The following is a 15099-nucleotide window of genomic DNA, read 5'->3' as shown; positions in this document are numbered from 1 at the left end:
GCGAGACCAAGTTCTTCCCGTCCACCCCCAAGTGGAACGCCGCCGACCAGGACGGCAAGATCCTGCCCGGCGCGGTCCTGGAGATCGTCCGGGGCGGCGACCCCGACGAGGTCCTGGCGCAGGCCAACGAGGAGCTGACCGGCATCCTCAACGAACCGGTCGAGTAGGGGGAGCCCGCCCCGCCGGGGCGCCCGGCGGGATCCCGCCGGCCGGCGCCGCCCCGGCTTCAGGCGCTCCCCCGCCTCGGAAGAGACGAACGGCCGGCGGCCGCAGGCTCCTCCCATCCCCCCGCCTGCGGTCGCCCCCGGCCCTCGACCCTGATTGCGAAACCCCCATGGCACAGACCCTCGAAGCGGCCGAAGACGCCCCGCGGACCCGGCCGGAACCGCCCGCGCCCCCCGATCCGCCGCGCCGCCGCAGGTCCCGCCCGGCTCCCTACCTGCTCATCGCGCCCGCGCTGGCCATCCTCACCGCCGTCCTGCTGTGGCCGATCGCGCAGATGGTGTGGAACTCCCTGCACTCCTACACCACCCGGCACCTGCTCCCCAACGGGCCGGACCCCGAGTGGAACGGCTTCGAGCACTACACCCGGCTGCTCGGCGACCCCGAGTTCTGGCTGATCCTGCGCAACACGGTGGTCGTGTGCGTGCTGATGGTCGCCATCACCATGGTGCTGGGCACGCTCGTGGGAACCCTGCTGCACCGGCTGCCGCGGTGGTTCGCCGGCTTCGTCGCGGTCGGCATGATGCTGGCCTGGGCCACGCCCGCCATCAGCGCGTCCCTCGTCTTCCGTTGGCTGTTCCTGCCCGAGCGCGGGCTCGTCAACGTGGCGCTGGACCGGCTGCCCGATGCGCTGGTGGGGTCGGGGTGGTCGGACTACAACTGGTTCCTCGAACCGCTGTCGCTGTTCACCGTGCTGATCACGGTGATCGTCTGGCAGTCGTTCCCGTTCATCGCGGTGTCGGTGCTCGCCGGCCTCAAGAGCATCCCCAGTGAGCTGTACGAGGCGGCCCGGGTCGACGGCGCCGGGGCCTGGCGCTCGTTCGTCAGCATCACCTTCCCGATGCTGCGCCCGCTGTTCGCGCTGCTGCTCATCCTCCAGATCGTCTGGGACCTGAGGGTCTTCACCCAGCTCTACATCCTGGCCAACAGCTTCCAGAACAGGTCGGTGTACCTGCTGTCGTACTACATCTACCAGCAGGGGTTCTCGGCCAGCCCGCCCAACTACGGGATGGGCTCGGCGATCGCGGTGGTCATGACCGTGCTGGTCCTCGCCGTCACCACCTACTACCTGCGCGTCATGATCCGGCAGGAGGAGACCCGATGACCGCCTCCGCCCCCGCCCCCGCCGCCGCTGCCGCCGCGGCACCCCGCGGCCGCGCCGCCCGGCGCCGCCTGCGCCCGGCCCGCACGCTGCGCCGCGCCCTGATGTACGCGGCCGGCACCGCCGTCTTCCTGTTCTCGGTCTTCCCCGTGTACTGGATGGTGGTGACCGCGTTCAAGCCGGTCGGCGAGATCTTCTCGGCCGAGCCGCGGCTGCTGCCCGCCGCGCCGACGCTGGCCCACTTCGACCGGGTGGTCAACGGCGAGCTGATCCCCGGCGTCGGATTCTGGGGGTTCCTCGGCAACAGCCTCCTGGTCACCCTGGGCGCGGTCACGATGGGCGCCGTGCTGTCGCTGCTGGCCGCGGTCGCCGTCGCCCGGTTCCGCTTCCGGCTGCGGACGGCGTTCATCCTGCTGCTGATGGTCATCCAGATGGTGCCGATGGAGGCGATGATCATCTCCATCTTCATCAACTTCCGGCAGCTCCAGGAGGCCAGCGGCGTGCAGATGCTGGGCAACCTCACGGGCATCCTGATCGTCTATACGGCGGTGTCCCTGCCGTTCACCATCATGATGCTGCGGGGGTTCGTCGCCGCCGTGCCCAAGGAGCTGGAGGAGGCCGCCGCCATCGACGGAGCCGGAAGCGGGACGATCTTCTGGCGCATCCTCATGCCCCTGGTCGCCCCCGGCCTGGTGGCGTCGAGCATCTTCGCGTTCATCACCGCCTGGAACGAGTTCATCGTCGCCCTCACGTTCCTGGGCCGCAGCACCGACGCCTACACCCTGCCGCTGACCCTGTCCTACTACTTCGGCCGGTTCGGCACGGAGTGGGGATCGATCATGGCCGCATCGACCCTGCTGACCATCCCCGTGATGGTGTTCTTCCTGTTCGTCCAGCGCCGCATGGTGTCCGGCCTCACCATGGGCGCTGTCAAGGGCTGACCGCCCGGTCCGCCCCCGCCCCACGCCTGCGCGCCGCCCGGCGCACCCGCGATGAAACGGAGCCCTAGATGCCCGCGGATCCTTCCCTGGATCGCCTCGCCAACGCCACCCTGCTGGTGCCGTTCGAGTCCTACGAGGCGCCCCCTTGGCTGCTGGACGGCCTGGCCGACGGCATCGCCGGGGTCTGCCTGTTCCACAACAACATCCGCGGGCCCGAGCAGGTGGCGGAGCTGACCGCGGTCCTGGCCGCGGCCGCCGACGACCCGCTCGTCTCCCTCGACGAGGAGGGCGGCGACGTCACCCGCATCGGGCAGCGGCAGGGCAGCGACTACCCGGGCAACGCGGCGCTGGGCGCGGTCGACGACCCCGTCCTCACCCGCGCCGTGCACACGGCGCTCGGCGCGGAGCTGCGCGCCCTGGGCTGCACCCTGGACCTCGCGCCCGCGGTGGACGTCAACACCGCCGCCGACAACCCCGTCATCGGCACCCGCTCCTTCGGCGCCGACGCCGCCCTGGTGGCCCGCCACGCCGGCGCGGCGGTCACGGGCCTCCAGGACGCGGGGGTGGCGGCGTGCGCCAAGCACTTCCCCGGGCACGGCGCCACCCGCCAGGACTCCCACACCGAGCTGCCCACGGTCGACGCCGACCTCGACCTGCTGCACCGGCGCGAGCTGCTGCCGTTCCGGGCCGCCGTCGGCGCCGGGGTGCGCACGATCCTCACCGCCCACCTCCGGCTGCCCGCCTACGGCCAGGAGGGACCCGCCACCCTGGCCCCGCGCATCCTCACCGGCCTGCTGCGCGAGGAGATGGGCTTCACCGGCGTGGTGATCAGCGACGCCCTGGAGATGACCGGGGTCAGCGCGGACATCGGCATCCCCGAGGCCGCGGTGCGCGCCCTCGCCGCGGGCTGCGACCTGCTGTGCCTGGGCCGCTACACCTACGCCGATACGATCGCCGCCGTGCGCGCGGCCATCGTCGACGCGGTCCGCGACGGCCGCCTCGACGGCGAGCGCCTGGAGCAGGCGGCCGCCCGCACCGCCGACTTGCGCGCCTGGACCTCGGGGCGGCCGGTTCCGCCCCGCCCCGACGGCATCGGGCTGGAGGTGGCACGGCGGGCCGTGCGGGTGGCCGGCGACCTCCCGCCGCTGCGCGACCCGGTCGTCACCGAGATCGACGCGCCGCCCGGCATGGCCGTGGGCGACGTCCCCTGGGGGCTGGCCCCGTGGTTCCCCGGGACCGAGCGCGTGGACCCCGCCACGGCTCGCCCGGGCGACGTGCTCGCCCGGGCCTCCGGCCGCGACCTGGTCCTGGTCGTGCGCGACGCCCACCGGTTCGCCGAAGCCCGGGCGCTGGTGACCGCGGTCTGCGCCGCCCGGCCGGACACCGTCGTGGTGGAGATGGGCCTGCCGGAGTGGCGCCCCGAGTGCCGCGCCCACGTCAGCACCTACGGCGCGGCCCGAGTCAATGGGCAGAGCGCGGCCGAGCTCCTGGGGTCCATCGGCGCGACGTCGGTACTCTGAGGTCGTCAGGTCCGGCGCTCCGCCCTTCGGGAACGGCGCGCCGGACGGCCGTCTTCACCGGTAGGAGAAGTCCGATGCACCCCGCCACCTGCGCTGCGGCGCCACACCACCGCCCCATTGACCCGATCTCCCCTCGATTCACGGCATAATCGCAGCATGCGCCTTTCTGCCCGGGTCGACTACGCGTTGCGCGCCGCGGCCGAACTCGCAGCCGCCAGTGGCGGCCCGGTTACGGCCGAACAGCTCGCGCGCGCCCAGGCGATACCCGGAAAATTCCTGGAGAACATCCTCACCCAGCTCCGCCGCGCCGGCCTGGTCCGCAGCCAGCGGGGCCCCGTCGGCGGCTACTGGCTGGCCCGCCCCGCCACGGAGATATCCCTGGCCGACATCATCCGCGCGGTCGACGGCCCGCTCGCCAACGTGCGCGGGGAACGCCCGGAGCACGTCGACTACGACGGCGCCGCCCGCAGCCTCCAGCAGGTGTGGATCGCGCTGCGCGCCAGTGAGCGCTCCATCCTGGAGAGCGTCAGCCTGGACCACGTCTCCCGGGGCAAGCTCCCCGACAATGTGCGCATCCTGGCCGAGGACCCCGACGCCTGGGCGAGCTGACACCGGCGGCCCGGCCGGCCATGGCAACGAAACGGCGCGAGGGGGTCCGTGCGGACCCCCTCGCGCCGTTCGGTGTGCCTCTCCCGGCCCGCGGGGTGCAGGGGCCGCTCAGCGCATGGCCTCGAACATCCAGTGCTGCTGTTCGAGGTCCTCGGCCGCCGAGATCAGGCGGTCCTGGGTCACCGGGTCGGGGTCGGCGGTGGCGTCGATGCGCTTGCGGAAGCGCTTGACCACCGTGCTCAGGGCGTCGGTGATCAGCGCGATCGCCTTGTCGTCCTGGACGTAGCCCGCATCGGGCTGGGAGATCCTGGTGTCGGCGGCGACCGTGGCGGAGCGGCCGTCGGGGTTCACGCCGATGGCCACCGCGCGCTCGGCGAGGGTGTCGGTGTGGTCGCGGGCCACCTCGACCACCTCGTCGAGCTGGAGGTGGACCGAGCGGAAGGTGCGGCCCACCACGTTCCAGTGCGCCTGCTTGGCGACCAGGGTCAGGTCGATCAGGTCGACCACCGCGCCCTGGAGGGCATCGCCCGTGGTCTTGCGGGCGGCGTCGCTCAGCGGTCCGTGAATCTTCGCCATGGTGCTCATCCCCCCGAGATCGTCTGTGTCTCCAGGGCCCACTGCCCGAGGCGGCGGCGGGGGAAACGTCGGGCCGGGGCAGGGCCGGGGGCGCCGCAGGGGAGGGAAAAGGACGAGGCCGACCGCTGGGGAGCGGCCGGCCTCGTCACCGTATGCGCACCGTGCCGGGCACGGAGTCGGGGTCAGTGTGCGGGGAGGGTGTCGGGGTGGTGCGGTGGCTCAGACACCCACCATGTCGACGACATCGGGAACGCGGTCGGGTACCGCGTCGATGCCGAGCCGGTCGGGGACGGACTCGGTCTGGACCGAGCCGCTGAGAAGTGCGGCCTCTTGGAGTTCGGCGAGGGCCAGCTGGTCGGCGACCTCGCGCAGAACCTGGGACAGCGGGACGCCCAGGGCGCCGCAGATCGAGGAGAGCAGCTCCGAGGAGGCTTCCTTCTGCCCTCGTTCGACCTCGGACAGATAGCCCAGGGAGACCCGGGCATCGGCCGACACCTCGCGGAGGGTGCGGCCCTGTCGCTGCCGTAGCCGCCGTAGTACGTCACCAAGTAGGTGACGAAGCAGGACCATCATTCGCGCTCCCTCCCACCGGTAGCGACCATCATAAAAAACACCGTACCTGCCCGACGCCAGATCGTCGCACCTCATGGCTTTCTGTTCGCTGGAGGGGTAACACGATCTTGGTGACGGTTTGTTCCCAGTACGCGGCGCTTCGAACGGTCCGGAGGGCCTTATTTGTGCGTGGTGCGCGCCACTTCCGCAATGAGGAACCGAAGTGCCTGTTCAACCGTTTGGTCCCGGATCGCCGCGCGGGCGCCGTTGAGCCGCAGCTCATCGACCCGCACGGCGCTGCCCGGCCCGGCCACGGCGCAGAAGACGGTCCCGACCTCCCGGCCGTCCTGCGGTTCGGGGCCGGCGACCCCGGTCACGGCGAGTCCGAACGTGGCGCCCAGCCTCTCGCGCGCCCCCGCGGCCATGGCCCGGGCGACATCGGGGTGGACGGCCCCGTGCGCGGCCAGCAGGCCGGCGGGGACCCCCAGCAGGGCCGACTTGAGATCGGTCGCATAGGCCACGACCCCGCCGCGGTAGGTGGCCGACGCCCCCGCCACCGAGGTGAGGGCGGCGCCGATCAGGCCGCCCGTGAGGGATTCGGCGGTCGCGACGGTGGCACCGAGCGCCGACAGTGCGCGGTGCGCCTGCGCGGCCGGGCTCACCCGCCGGACGCGCCGGCCCGCGCAGAGCGGCGCAGCCGGAGGGCCTGGACGACGTAGTCGCCACCGGTCCACAGGGTGACGGCGAGCGCGGCCGCCATGAGCACGTGCGCGACGATGTGCAGCGGCTCGGGCAGCGGGAACAGGTAGACGGCGATCGCCACGATCTGGAGCACCGTCTTGAGCTTGCCGCCCCTGCTGGCCGGGATGACCCCGTACCTGATCACCGCGAACCGCAGCGCGGTGATGCCCCATTCGCGGACCAGGATGGCGATGGTCACCCACCACCACAGCTCGCCGAGCATGGACAGCACGACCAGGGCCGCCCCGGTCAGCGCCTTGTCGGCGATGGGGTCGGCGATCTTGCCGAAGTCGGTGACGAGGTTGCGGCGGCGGGCGAGCTCGCCGTCGATGCGGTCGGTGATGGCCGCGAGCACGAAGACCGCGAAGGCCGCGAACCGCCAGGCCGGGTGCTCCAGGAACATGAACACGACGAACAGCGGCACCATGACCAGCCGGCTCATGGTGAGGATGTTGGCGATGTTCCACACCGGGACGGGCCCCGGGGTTGGGGCGGGCGCCGGGGCGGGGCCGTTCATCGCGGACCCGGCAAGCCGGGGGCGGTCTCGGCGACCAGGTCGGCGCCCAGCGCCTCGGTCACCGTGGCGGTGACGAGGTCGCCCACGCGCAGGCCGGTGCCGTGCACGACCGTGCTGCCGTCGACCTCGGGCGCCTGGTGGGCGGCGCGGCCTTCGAAGGCGCCGTCGCCGAGGTCGGCTTCGATGAGGACCTCGACGGTGGAGCCGATGCGCTCCTCCGAGCGTTGTGCCATGAGTTCCTCCGCTAACCGGTTGAGCCGATCGGCCCGCTCGGCGATGATCTCGTCCGCCAGCTTGGCGTCGTGCCCGGCGGCCTCGGTTCCGTCCTCGTCGGAGTAGCCGAACACGCCGATGGCGTCGAGCCGCGCCTCCTCCAGGAAGGCCACGAGCTCGCCGAACTCCTCCTCGGTCTCGCCCGGGAAGCCGACGATGAAGTTGGAGCGCGCCCCGGCGTCCGGGGCGTTCTTGCGGGCGGCCTCCAGCAGCTCCAGGAAGCGCGTGCGGTCGCCGAAGCGCCGCATGCGCCGCAGCAGCGGCCCGCTGGCGTGCTGGAAGGAGAGGTCGAAGTAGGGGACGACCCCGGGGGTGCCGGTGAGGACGTCGATCAGGCCGGGGCGGACCTCGGCGGGCTGGAGGTAGCTGACCCGCACGCGCTCGATGCCCTCGACCGCGGCCAGGCGCGGCAGCAGGGACTCCAGCGCGCGGAGGTCGCCGAGATCCTTGCCGTAGGAGGTGGAGTTCTCGCTGACCAGGAAGAGTTCGCGGACGCCCTCGCCCGCCAGCCATTCGGCCTCGCGCACGACGTCGTCGGGGTGGCGGGAGATGTAGGCGCCCCGGAAGGCGGGGATCGCGCAGAAGGTGCAGCGGCGGTCGCACCCGGAGGCGATCTTGAGGTTGGCCACCGGGCCGCCGGCCAGCCGGCGGCGGGGCACGCGCGGGCCCGATGCGGGGGCGACGCCGTCGGGGAGCGGGGCGAACTCGGCGTGGCCGGGCACGTGGGCGCTGCGGCCCTCCGGGCGCTCGGTGGGCGAGATCGGCAGCAGGGTGCGGCGGTCGCGGGGGTCGTGCGGGACGAGGGCGCGGCCGGCCACGACGTCGTCGAGCCGGCCGGAGATGTCGGCGTAGTCGTCGAACCCGATGACCTGGGCCTCGGGCAGGGCGGCGGCGAGCTCGGAGCCGTAGCGCTCGGCCATGCAGCCGGCCGCGACCACCTTGGTGCCGTCATCGGCGGAGTTCAGCAGCGCCTCGATGGAGTCCTGCTTGGCGGCTTCGATGAAGCCGCAGGTGTTGACCACGACGACATCGGCCTGCTCACCGCTGTCGGTGTCGACGAGGTCCCAGCCGCCGGCGGCCAGGCGCCCGGCGAGCTCTTCGGAATCGACCTCGTTGCGCGCGCAGCCGAGGGTGACGAGCGAGACAGTACGGCGCGATGACATGGCTTCCAAGGTTACGGGAGATACGGAGACGGACGGCGGAGAACACTGCGTGGCACACCGCCACACCCCACCAGGGTAGATCCTCCGTCCGGGGCTTCGGCCCGATGGCCCGTCGACCGGCCGGTGCCCTCGGGTGGGAGGGTGCGGCCGGGCGGGGCGGCCGCACGCGCGACGACCCCCGTGCGGCGGACGCCCAAGGGCGGCCCTCGCATCGGAGGTCGTCGTCATCGCCGGGGACCGCGGGGCCGCGGCCGCCGCGTTCAGCGCCCGCCCTCGCCCTGGACGGCGGCGGGGTCCGCGGCCCCTTCGGGCCCGGGGTCGGCCGGGCCGCTCTGCCCGGCCGGCTGCGGCTGCGGCCCGCTGCGCGTCGCGGCGCTCAGTGCGCCGTCGGCCGACCACATCTGGAAGACCGTCGCGACCCCGGCCACCATGATGGCCCCGGCGGCGACCAGCGGCCAGGGCCGGTGCGCGACCTCGGCCAGGGTCCCGGCGAGGGCTGTCCCGGGCTCCCCCTGCCGTTCGGCGCCGGACTCGGCGGCGGGGGCCGTGCGCGGGCGCGGCACGCGCGCCGGTGCGACAGGTGCGCGCACCTCCTCCGCCACCTCCGTTGCGCCCGGTGCCTCAGTCTCGGTCTCCGGCCCGGCCTCGCCGGGGTCCTCCGCGCGGCGCGGCCAGGGCCACCGCAGCCGCTCGCGCAGGCTGATGGCGACGACGTGGCGCCGCGGCTCGCCGGGCCGGGTGACGGGGTCGGTGAGCAGCGGCTCGGGGCGGGCTTCGGTGTACTCGTTGTCGAAGCGGGTGAGCAGCGGCTCGGGATCGGCGCCCAGGTCGCGGCAGATGGCGCGGATGTGGCCGCGGACGTAGAAGGCGCCCCCGCACTCGTCGAACCGGTCCTGCTCCATGGCCGCGAGGATGGCCTCGCGTATGCGGGTCCGCTCGCTCAGTGCGACGAGCGAGTGGCCGGCCTCTTCGCGGACAGCGGCCAGTCTGGCGCCGATCGTCGTCATGCCGCCCCCTTCGGAAGGTGTCGAGTGCATCGGTGGGCGCACCCGGATCCGCACGCGGTGCCGGCCGGGGCCGGGTTCTCGGGTCCCGGGCACCCCGCACGGATCCGTCGGGTTCACCCCTACCTACTGTGCGGCGCGGACCCGGCCCAGGTCGTTCGTCCACGGCCAATGAACCTGGAAAAAATCGGTCAACCCCGACGTACCTCCGGAATACCCCGATCACCCCGGAACGGGACCGAGGGTGCACCACGCGGTTTTTCCGGGCATTTCACGGCGCGGGAGGGCAGGGGCGGGCCGGGGAACCCGGTCGTGTCCTCGCAGCCGTCTCCGTGGCCCTCAGCGGCGCGCAGGGGCCCTCAGGAGCCCCCGCGCAGCTCCGTGAGCACGCCCGGCAGGTCGTCGGGCTTCACGAGCACGTCACGCGCCTTGGACCCCTCGCTGGGCCCCACGACGTCGCGGCTCTCCATGAGGTCCATGAGCCGGCCGGCCTTGGCGAACCCGACGCGCAGCTTGCGCTGGAGCATCGACGTGGAGCCGAACTGGGTGGTCACCACCAGCTCGATCGCCTGCATCAGCAGGTCCAGGTCGTCGCCGACCTCCTCGTCGATCTCCTTCTTCTTCGCCTCGGCGGTGCCGACGTCATCGCGGTAGCTGGGCTCGGCCTGCTTCTTGCAGTGCTCGACGATCGCCCGGATCTCCTTCTCGGTGACCCACGCGTTCTGCAACCGGATCGGCTTGCCCGCGCCCATCGGCAGGAAGAGGGCGTCGCCCTTGCCGACCAGCTTCTCGGCCCCGGGCTGGTCCAGGATGACCCGGCTGTCGGCGAGGCTGGATGTGGCGAACGCCAGCCGCGAGGGCACGTTCGCCTTGATGAGGCCCGTGACGACGTCCACGCTCGGGCGCTGGGTGGCCAGGACCAGATGGATGCCGGCCGCCCGCGCCAGCTGCGTGATGCGCACGATCGCGTCCTCGACGTCGCGCGGGGCCACCATCATCAGGTCGGCCAGCTCGTCGACGATCACCAGCAGGTAGGGGTAGGGCTCGTACTCGCGCTCGCTGCCGGGAGGGGCCGTGAGCTCCCCGGCGCGCACCGCCGCGTTGAAGTCGTCGACGTGCCGGTACCCCGATGCCGCGAGGTCGTCGTAGCGGCGGTCCATCTCGCCCACCACCCACTGGAGGGCGTCGGCCGCCTTCTTCGGGCTGGTGATGATCGGCGTGATGAGGTGCGGGATGCCCTCGTACATGGTCAGCTCGACCCGCTTGGGGTCGATCAGGATCAGCCGGACCTCGTCGGGGGTGGCCCGCATCATGATCGAGGTGATGAACCCGTTGATGCAGGTCGACTTGCCCGCTCCGGTGGCGCCGGCGACCAGGACGTGGGGCATCTTGGCCAGGTTGGCCACCACGTTGGTGCCCTCGATGTCCTTGCCCAGGCCCACCACCATCGGGTGGTCGTCGGAGGTCGCCGGGGCCGAGCTCATGACGTCGCCCAGGCTGACGATGTCCTTGTCGGTGTTGGGGATCTCCACCCCGATGGCGGACTTGCCGGGGATCGGCGACTGGATGCGCACGTCGGCGCTCTTCACCGACAGCGCGATGTTCTTGCTGAGCGCGGTGACCTTCTCGACCTTGACCGCGGGCCCGAGCTCGATCTCGTAGCGGGTGACCGTGGGCCCCCGCGTGAACCCGGTGACATCGGCGTCGATGTTGAACTGGTCGAGCACCCCGGTCAGCGCCGCGACCACCGTGGCGTTGGCCTTGGTGCCCGGCTTGGGCGGGGTGCCCGGCTTCAGCATGGGCGGCGGGGGCAGCTCGTAGTCGCCGTCGACCACCCGTGAGGGGATCGACAGCTGCTCGACGGCCTGCGGCGGCGGGGTGGGCTCGGGGACCGGCTTCGGCGCCGGGGCCGGCGGGTCGTCGTCCTGTGCGGGCACCACGACCGGGGTGTCGTAGGGGCGCTCGTTGGCCCCGGCCACCGTGTCGGCTTCGGCGGGCTCGGGGGCCGGGCGCGGCTTGCGCTTGCGCTTGGCCTTGGACCGGGGGGCGTCGTCCTCGGGGCCGAGGATGCCGATCCCGGCGCTGGGGCCGCCGTCGCGGTCCATCAGCGGGCCGGCCAGCCCGCGCAGCCGCTCGGGGATGCGGTGGATCGGCGTGGCCGTGACGACCAGCAGGCCGAAGACCAGGAGCATGCACAGCAGCACGCCGGTGACCCACGGGGTGATGAGCATGCTGAGGGGCCCGGAGGCGGCGAAGCCGATCAGGCCGCCCGCGCGCTGGATGTGCTCCTGGCCGTCGGCGGGCCAAGGGATCCCGTGCCCGATGTGGATGAGCCCGAGCAGGCCGATCAGCACCGCCGAGGACCCGATGAAGAGCCGGCCCGTGTCGGTCTCGCCCGAGCCGGGCGTGCGCATCAGCCGCCAGGCGAAGGGCAGCACCAGCAGGGGCAGCACCGGGGAGAACGTACCGAACGCGCCGACGACCACCGTGCGGGTCGCCTCGGGCAGGGGGCCCTCGGTCTCCCACCACACCGCCGCGGCGATGAGCAGTCCCAGCGCCAGCAGCACCAGGCCCAGGCCGTCGCGGCGCAGGTCGGGGTCGAGGTCGCGGGCGCTGCGCCCGGCGGCGCGGGCGATGCCGCCCGCGGTGTGCGCGAGCAGCCGCCACAGCAGCATGAGGCCGCGGCCCAGCCACAGCAGGAGCAGCGCGATGGGGCCCTCGGAAGGGGGAGGGGCGCTCTTCTTGGTCGGGGGTTTGCGCGCGGCGGAGCCACCCGAGGAGCGCCGGGCCGGCGCCTTCTTCGCGGCGCCCTTCCCGGAACCGCCCCGAGACGCTCCGCCACCTGTCTGCCTGGGGGTTTTGGGCGCACGGGTGGCCATGATGGGCACCCTACTAGCAGCGAGGCGCGCACCCCGGCATTGGCGGCCCGGCGTGTCCTCCCCCGTGAACAGGCGGAGGGGCGCCGACGCGTTGCCGGACGCCCCCCACAGGCTGAGCGGGAGACTAAATCTCCACGATCACCGGCACGATCATCGGGCGGCGGCGGTAGGTCTCGTTGACCCAGCGGCCGATCCCGCGGCGGACGAGCTGGCGCAGCTGGGCGGGGTCGTTGATGCCGTCGGAGGCGGCCCGCTCCAGCGACTCCTGGATCTTGGGGATGACGGCGTCGTATGCGTCGACGTCGATACCGGCGCCCCGGGTGTGGATCTCGGGCTCGCCGACGATCTTGCCGGAGGTGGAGTCGACCGCCACGATGACGGAGATGAACCCCTCCTCGCCGAGGATGCGCCGGTCCTTGAGCGCGGTCTCGGTGACGTCGCCCACCGACGCGCCGTCGACGTAGACATAGCCGGCCTGGACGGCCCCGGTGATGCCCGCCTTGCCCTTGTGCAGGTCGACCACCACGCCGTCCTCGGCGATGCAGATGCGGTCCTCGGGGAGCCCGGCGAGCTTGGCCAGGCCGGCGTGTGCGCGCATGTGCCGCCACTCGCCGTGCACGGGCATGAAGTTGCGCGGCCGGACCATGTTGTGCACGTACAGCAGCTCGCCTGCCGAGGCGTGGCCGGAGACGTGCACCAGGGCGTTGCCCTTGTGCACGACCTTGGCGCCCCAGCGGGTGAGGCCGTTGATCACCCGGTTGACCGAGTTCTCGTTGCCCGGGATGAGCGAGGACGCGAGCAGCACGGTGTCGCCCGCCTCGATGCGGATCTGGTGGTCGCGGTTGGCCATGCGGGTGAGCGCCGACATGGGCTCGCCCTGGGAGCCGGTGGAGACCAGGACGGCCTCTTCGGGCCGCAGGTCGTCGAGCTGGCGGATGTCGACCAGGAGGTCGCCGGGGACGGAGAGGTAGCCCAGGTCGCGCGCGATGTTCATGTTGCGCACCATGGAGCGCCCGACGAAGGCGACCTTGCGGCCGTGTGACTTGGCGGAGTCGAGGACCTGCTGCACGCGGTGGATGTGCGAGGCGAAGCAGGCGACGATGATGCGCTGGTCGGCCTGGTCGAAGACCTTGTCGATGACCGGGGCGATGTCGCGCTCGCTGGTGACGAACCCGGGCACCTCGGCGTTGGTGGAGTCGGCCAGCAGGAGGTCGACGCCCTCGTCGCCCAGCCGGGCGAACCCGGCGAGGTCGGTGAGGCGGCCGTCCAGCGGGAGCTGGTCCATCTTGAAGTCGCCCGTGTGCAGCAGCGTGCCGGCCGGGGTGCGGATGGCGATGGCCAGGGCGTCGGGGATGGAGTGGTTGACCGAGAGGAACTCCAGGTCGAAGTCGCCGAAGGAGCGGCGGTCGCCCTCCTCGACCTGCACGGTGACCGGCTTGATGCGGTGCTCGCCCAGCTTGGCCGACAGCAGCGCGAGGGTGAGCCGGGAGCCCACCAGCGGGATGTCGGGCCGCTCGCGCAGCAGGAACGGCACGGCGCCGATGTGGTCCTCGTGGCCGTGGGTGAGGACCAGCGCCTCGATGTCGTCGAGCCGGTCGCGGATGTAGTCGAAGTCGGGCAGGATCAGATCGATTCCGGGCTGCTCCTCCTCAGGGAACAGCACCCCGCAGTCGACGATGAGCAGCCGCCCGCCGTACTCGAAGACCGTCATGTTGCGGCCGATCTCGCCGAGGCCGCCGAGGGCAACGACCCTCAGCGTGTCCTTGCCGAGCGGCGGCGGCGGGCCGAGTTCGGGGTGCGGGTGACTCATGCGGATCCTTCCGTCAGCCGTTCGACTCCGACCACGCTGGCCGGGACCGCCTGGTGCGGCGCCAGGCCGATGGGGCCCTTGACACCGGCAGCGGCGAGGTCCTCGCGCAGCAGCGCCTGGAGTTCTGGTGAAGCGTCGGCGAGGGGGGTCCGCACCGGGCCGCCGGGCAGGCCGAACATGTTCAGCACGGCCTTGCTCGTGATGACGCCCTGGGTGCGGAAGATGCCGGTGTAGACCGGGGTCAGGCGCCGGTGGATGGCCAGGGCCCGACTGACGTCGCCGGCCTGGTAGGCATCGATCATCTCGCGCAGGTCCGCGCCGACGATGTGGCCGACGACGCTGACGAACCCGGCCGCGCCGATGGACAGCAGCGGCAGGTTGAGCATGTCGGAGCCGCAGTAGTAGGCCAGGCCGGTGCGCTCCATGACCCAGGAGCTGGCGCCGATGTCGTCCTTGGCGTCCTTGTTCGCGACGATGCGGGGGTGCTCGGCGAGCCGCACCAGGGTCTCGGAGGCGATGGGGGTGCCCGTGCGGCCGGGGATGTCGTAGAGCAGCATCGGCAGGCCGGTGGAGTCGGCGATGGCGGTGAAGTGCCGCAGCAGCCCCTCCTGGGGCGGCTTGCTGTAGTAGGGGGTGACCGCCATCAGGCCGTGCGCGCCGGCCTTCTCGGCCTCTTGGGCCAGGTGCATGCTGTGGCGGGTGTCGTTGGTGCCGACCCCGGCGATGACCGTGGCGCGGTCGCCGACGGACTCCAGGACGGCGCGCAGCAGCCGGTCCTTCTCGTCGTCGCTCGTGGTGGGCGACTCGCCGGTGGTGCCGCTGATGACGAGGCCGTCGTTCCGCTGTTCGTCGACCAGATAGGCGGCGAGGCGGGCCGCTCCGTCGTAGTCGACGTCCCCGTTCTCGCGCATGGGTGTGACCATCGCGGTCAACATCTGGCCGAAGGGCGCGCTCGGCGTTGTGCTGCCTGACATAGGGAAAACGTACCGCGCCGGGACCCCACCTGCGGCCAAGCGACCCCGCTGAAGCGGATTTTCCGGACGTACCTTCCCGTTCCACCCGGCCGTCGGCGTGTCCCGGAACCGCCGCCAACGGGCGCGCGCGGGAGGGGCGTCCCCTCCCGCGCGGCACTGGCACTATTTAGTGACGCAGATCACACTCGATGGCCGCGGCGGACGCGGCCTGCGGCC

Annotated in this window: 13 protein-coding genes and 1 pseudogene; 5 read left to right on the top strand and 9 right to left on the bottom strand. The window is 72.5% G+C overall.

What is annotated here, in order from left to right:
- The 5 genes and pseudogenes from ACFOVU_RS05890 to ACFOVU_RS05870 all read left to right on the top strand — a co-directional run.
- Positions 1-167: pseudogene (locus ACFOVU_RS05890) on the top strand (extracellular solute-binding protein); the annotation flags it as partial.
- A gap of 167 nt (positions 168-334) precedes the next feature.
- Positions 335-1327, top strand: coding sequence for a carbohydrate ABC transporter permease (locus tag ACFOVU_RS05885; protein WP_378530541.1), 993 nt, complete (start codon positions 335-337; stop codon positions 1325-1327).
- The gene (locus tag ACFOVU_RS05880; protein WP_378530540.1) at positions 1324-2265 is read left to right on the top strand and encodes a carbohydrate ABC transporter permease; all 942 of its coding nucleotides are present in this window, start codon (positions 1324-1326) and stop codon (positions 2263-2265) included. Before ACFOVU_RS05885 ends, ACFOVU_RS05880 begins: the two co-directional genes overlap by 4 nt.
- Positions 2266-2333: 68 nt before the next feature.
- The gene (locus ACFOVU_RS05875; RefSeq protein ID WP_378530538.1) at positions 2334-3785 is read left to right on the top strand and encodes a glycoside hydrolase family 3 protein; all 1452 of its coding nucleotides are present in this window, start codon (positions 2334-2336) and stop codon (positions 3783-3785) included.
- Positions 3786-3941: 156 nt separating this feature from the next.
- Complete coding sequence (locus tag ACFOVU_RS05870; RefSeq protein WP_378530536.1) at positions 3942-4394, top strand: RrF2 family transcriptional regulator; 453 nt, start codon at positions 3942-3944, stop codon at positions 4392-4394.
- 108 nt (positions 4395-4502) lie between these two features.
- Here ACFOVU_RS05870 and ACFOVU_RS05865 read toward each other — a convergent pair whose 3' ends face one another.
- The 9 genes from ACFOVU_RS05865 to dapA form a co-directional block, all read right to left on the bottom strand.
- The gene (locus ACFOVU_RS05865) at positions 4503-4970 is read right to left on the bottom strand and encodes a Dps family protein (protein ID WP_378530534.1); all 468 of its coding nucleotides are present in this window, start codon (positions 4968-4970) and stop codon (positions 4503-4505) included.
- Positions 4971-5189: 219 nt separating this feature from the next.
- Positions 5190-5543: a helix-turn-helix domain-containing protein gene (locus ACFOVU_RS05860; protein ID WP_378530532.1), complete on the bottom strand. Its 354-nt coding sequence runs from the start codon at positions 5541-5543 to the stop codon at positions 5190-5192.
- Positions 5544-5701: 158 nt separating this feature from the next.
- Positions 5702-6184 (bottom strand): CinA family protein, encoded by a 483-nt coding sequence (locus ACFOVU_RS05855; RefSeq protein ID WP_378530530.1) that lies wholly within the window; start codon positions 6182-6184, stop codon positions 5702-5704.
- Positions 6181-6780 carry a CDP-diacylglycerol--glycerol-3-phosphate 3-phosphatidyltransferase gene (pgsA, locus tag ACFOVU_RS05850; RefSeq protein WP_378530528.1) on the bottom strand — a complete coding sequence of 200 codons (600 nt, stop codon included), beginning with the start codon at positions 6778-6780 and terminating at the stop codon, positions 6181-6183. Before pgsA ends, ACFOVU_RS05855 begins: the two co-directional genes overlap by 4 nt.
- A complete protein-coding gene (gene rimO, locus ACFOVU_RS05845; protein WP_378530526.1) occupies positions 6777-8216 on the bottom strand; it encodes a 30S ribosomal protein S12 methylthiotransferase RimO in 1440 nt (479 codons plus the stop codon). Before rimO ends, pgsA begins: the two co-directional genes overlap by 4 nt.
- A 260-nt stretch (positions 8217-8476) precedes the next feature.
- Entirely contained in the window at positions 8477-9223 is a 747-nt protein-coding gene (locus tag ACFOVU_RS05840; RefSeq protein ID WP_378530524.1) for a helix-turn-helix domain-containing protein, read from the bottom strand.
- A gap of 356 nt (positions 9224-9579) precedes the next feature.
- Positions 9580-12099 (bottom strand): DNA translocase FtsK, encoded by a 2520-nt coding sequence (locus ACFOVU_RS05835; RefSeq protein WP_378530522.1) that lies wholly within the window; start codon positions 12097-12099, stop codon positions 9580-9582.
- A 124-nt stretch (positions 12100-12223) separates the two neighbouring features.
- Positions 12224-13909, bottom strand: coding sequence for a ribonuclease J (locus ACFOVU_RS05830; protein WP_378530520.1), 1686 nt, complete (start codon positions 13907-13909; stop codon positions 12224-12226).
- Positions 13906-14883, bottom strand: a complete 978-nt coding sequence (dapA, locus tag ACFOVU_RS05825) for a 4-hydroxy-tetrahydrodipicolinate synthase (RefSeq protein WP_378530518.1) — start codon at positions 14881-14883, stop codon at positions 13906-13908. Before dapA ends, ACFOVU_RS05830 begins: the two co-directional genes overlap by 4 nt.
- Between the last annotated feature and the right edge of the window lie 216 nt (positions 14884-15099).

Source organism: Nocardiopsis sediminis (assembly GCF_042650565.1).
GTDB classification, from domain to species: Bacteria; Actinomycetota; Actinomycetes; order Streptosporangiales; family Streptosporangiaceae; genus Nocardiopsis_B; species Nocardiopsis_B sediminis.
This window is presented reverse-complemented; position numbering and strand designations above follow the sequence as displayed.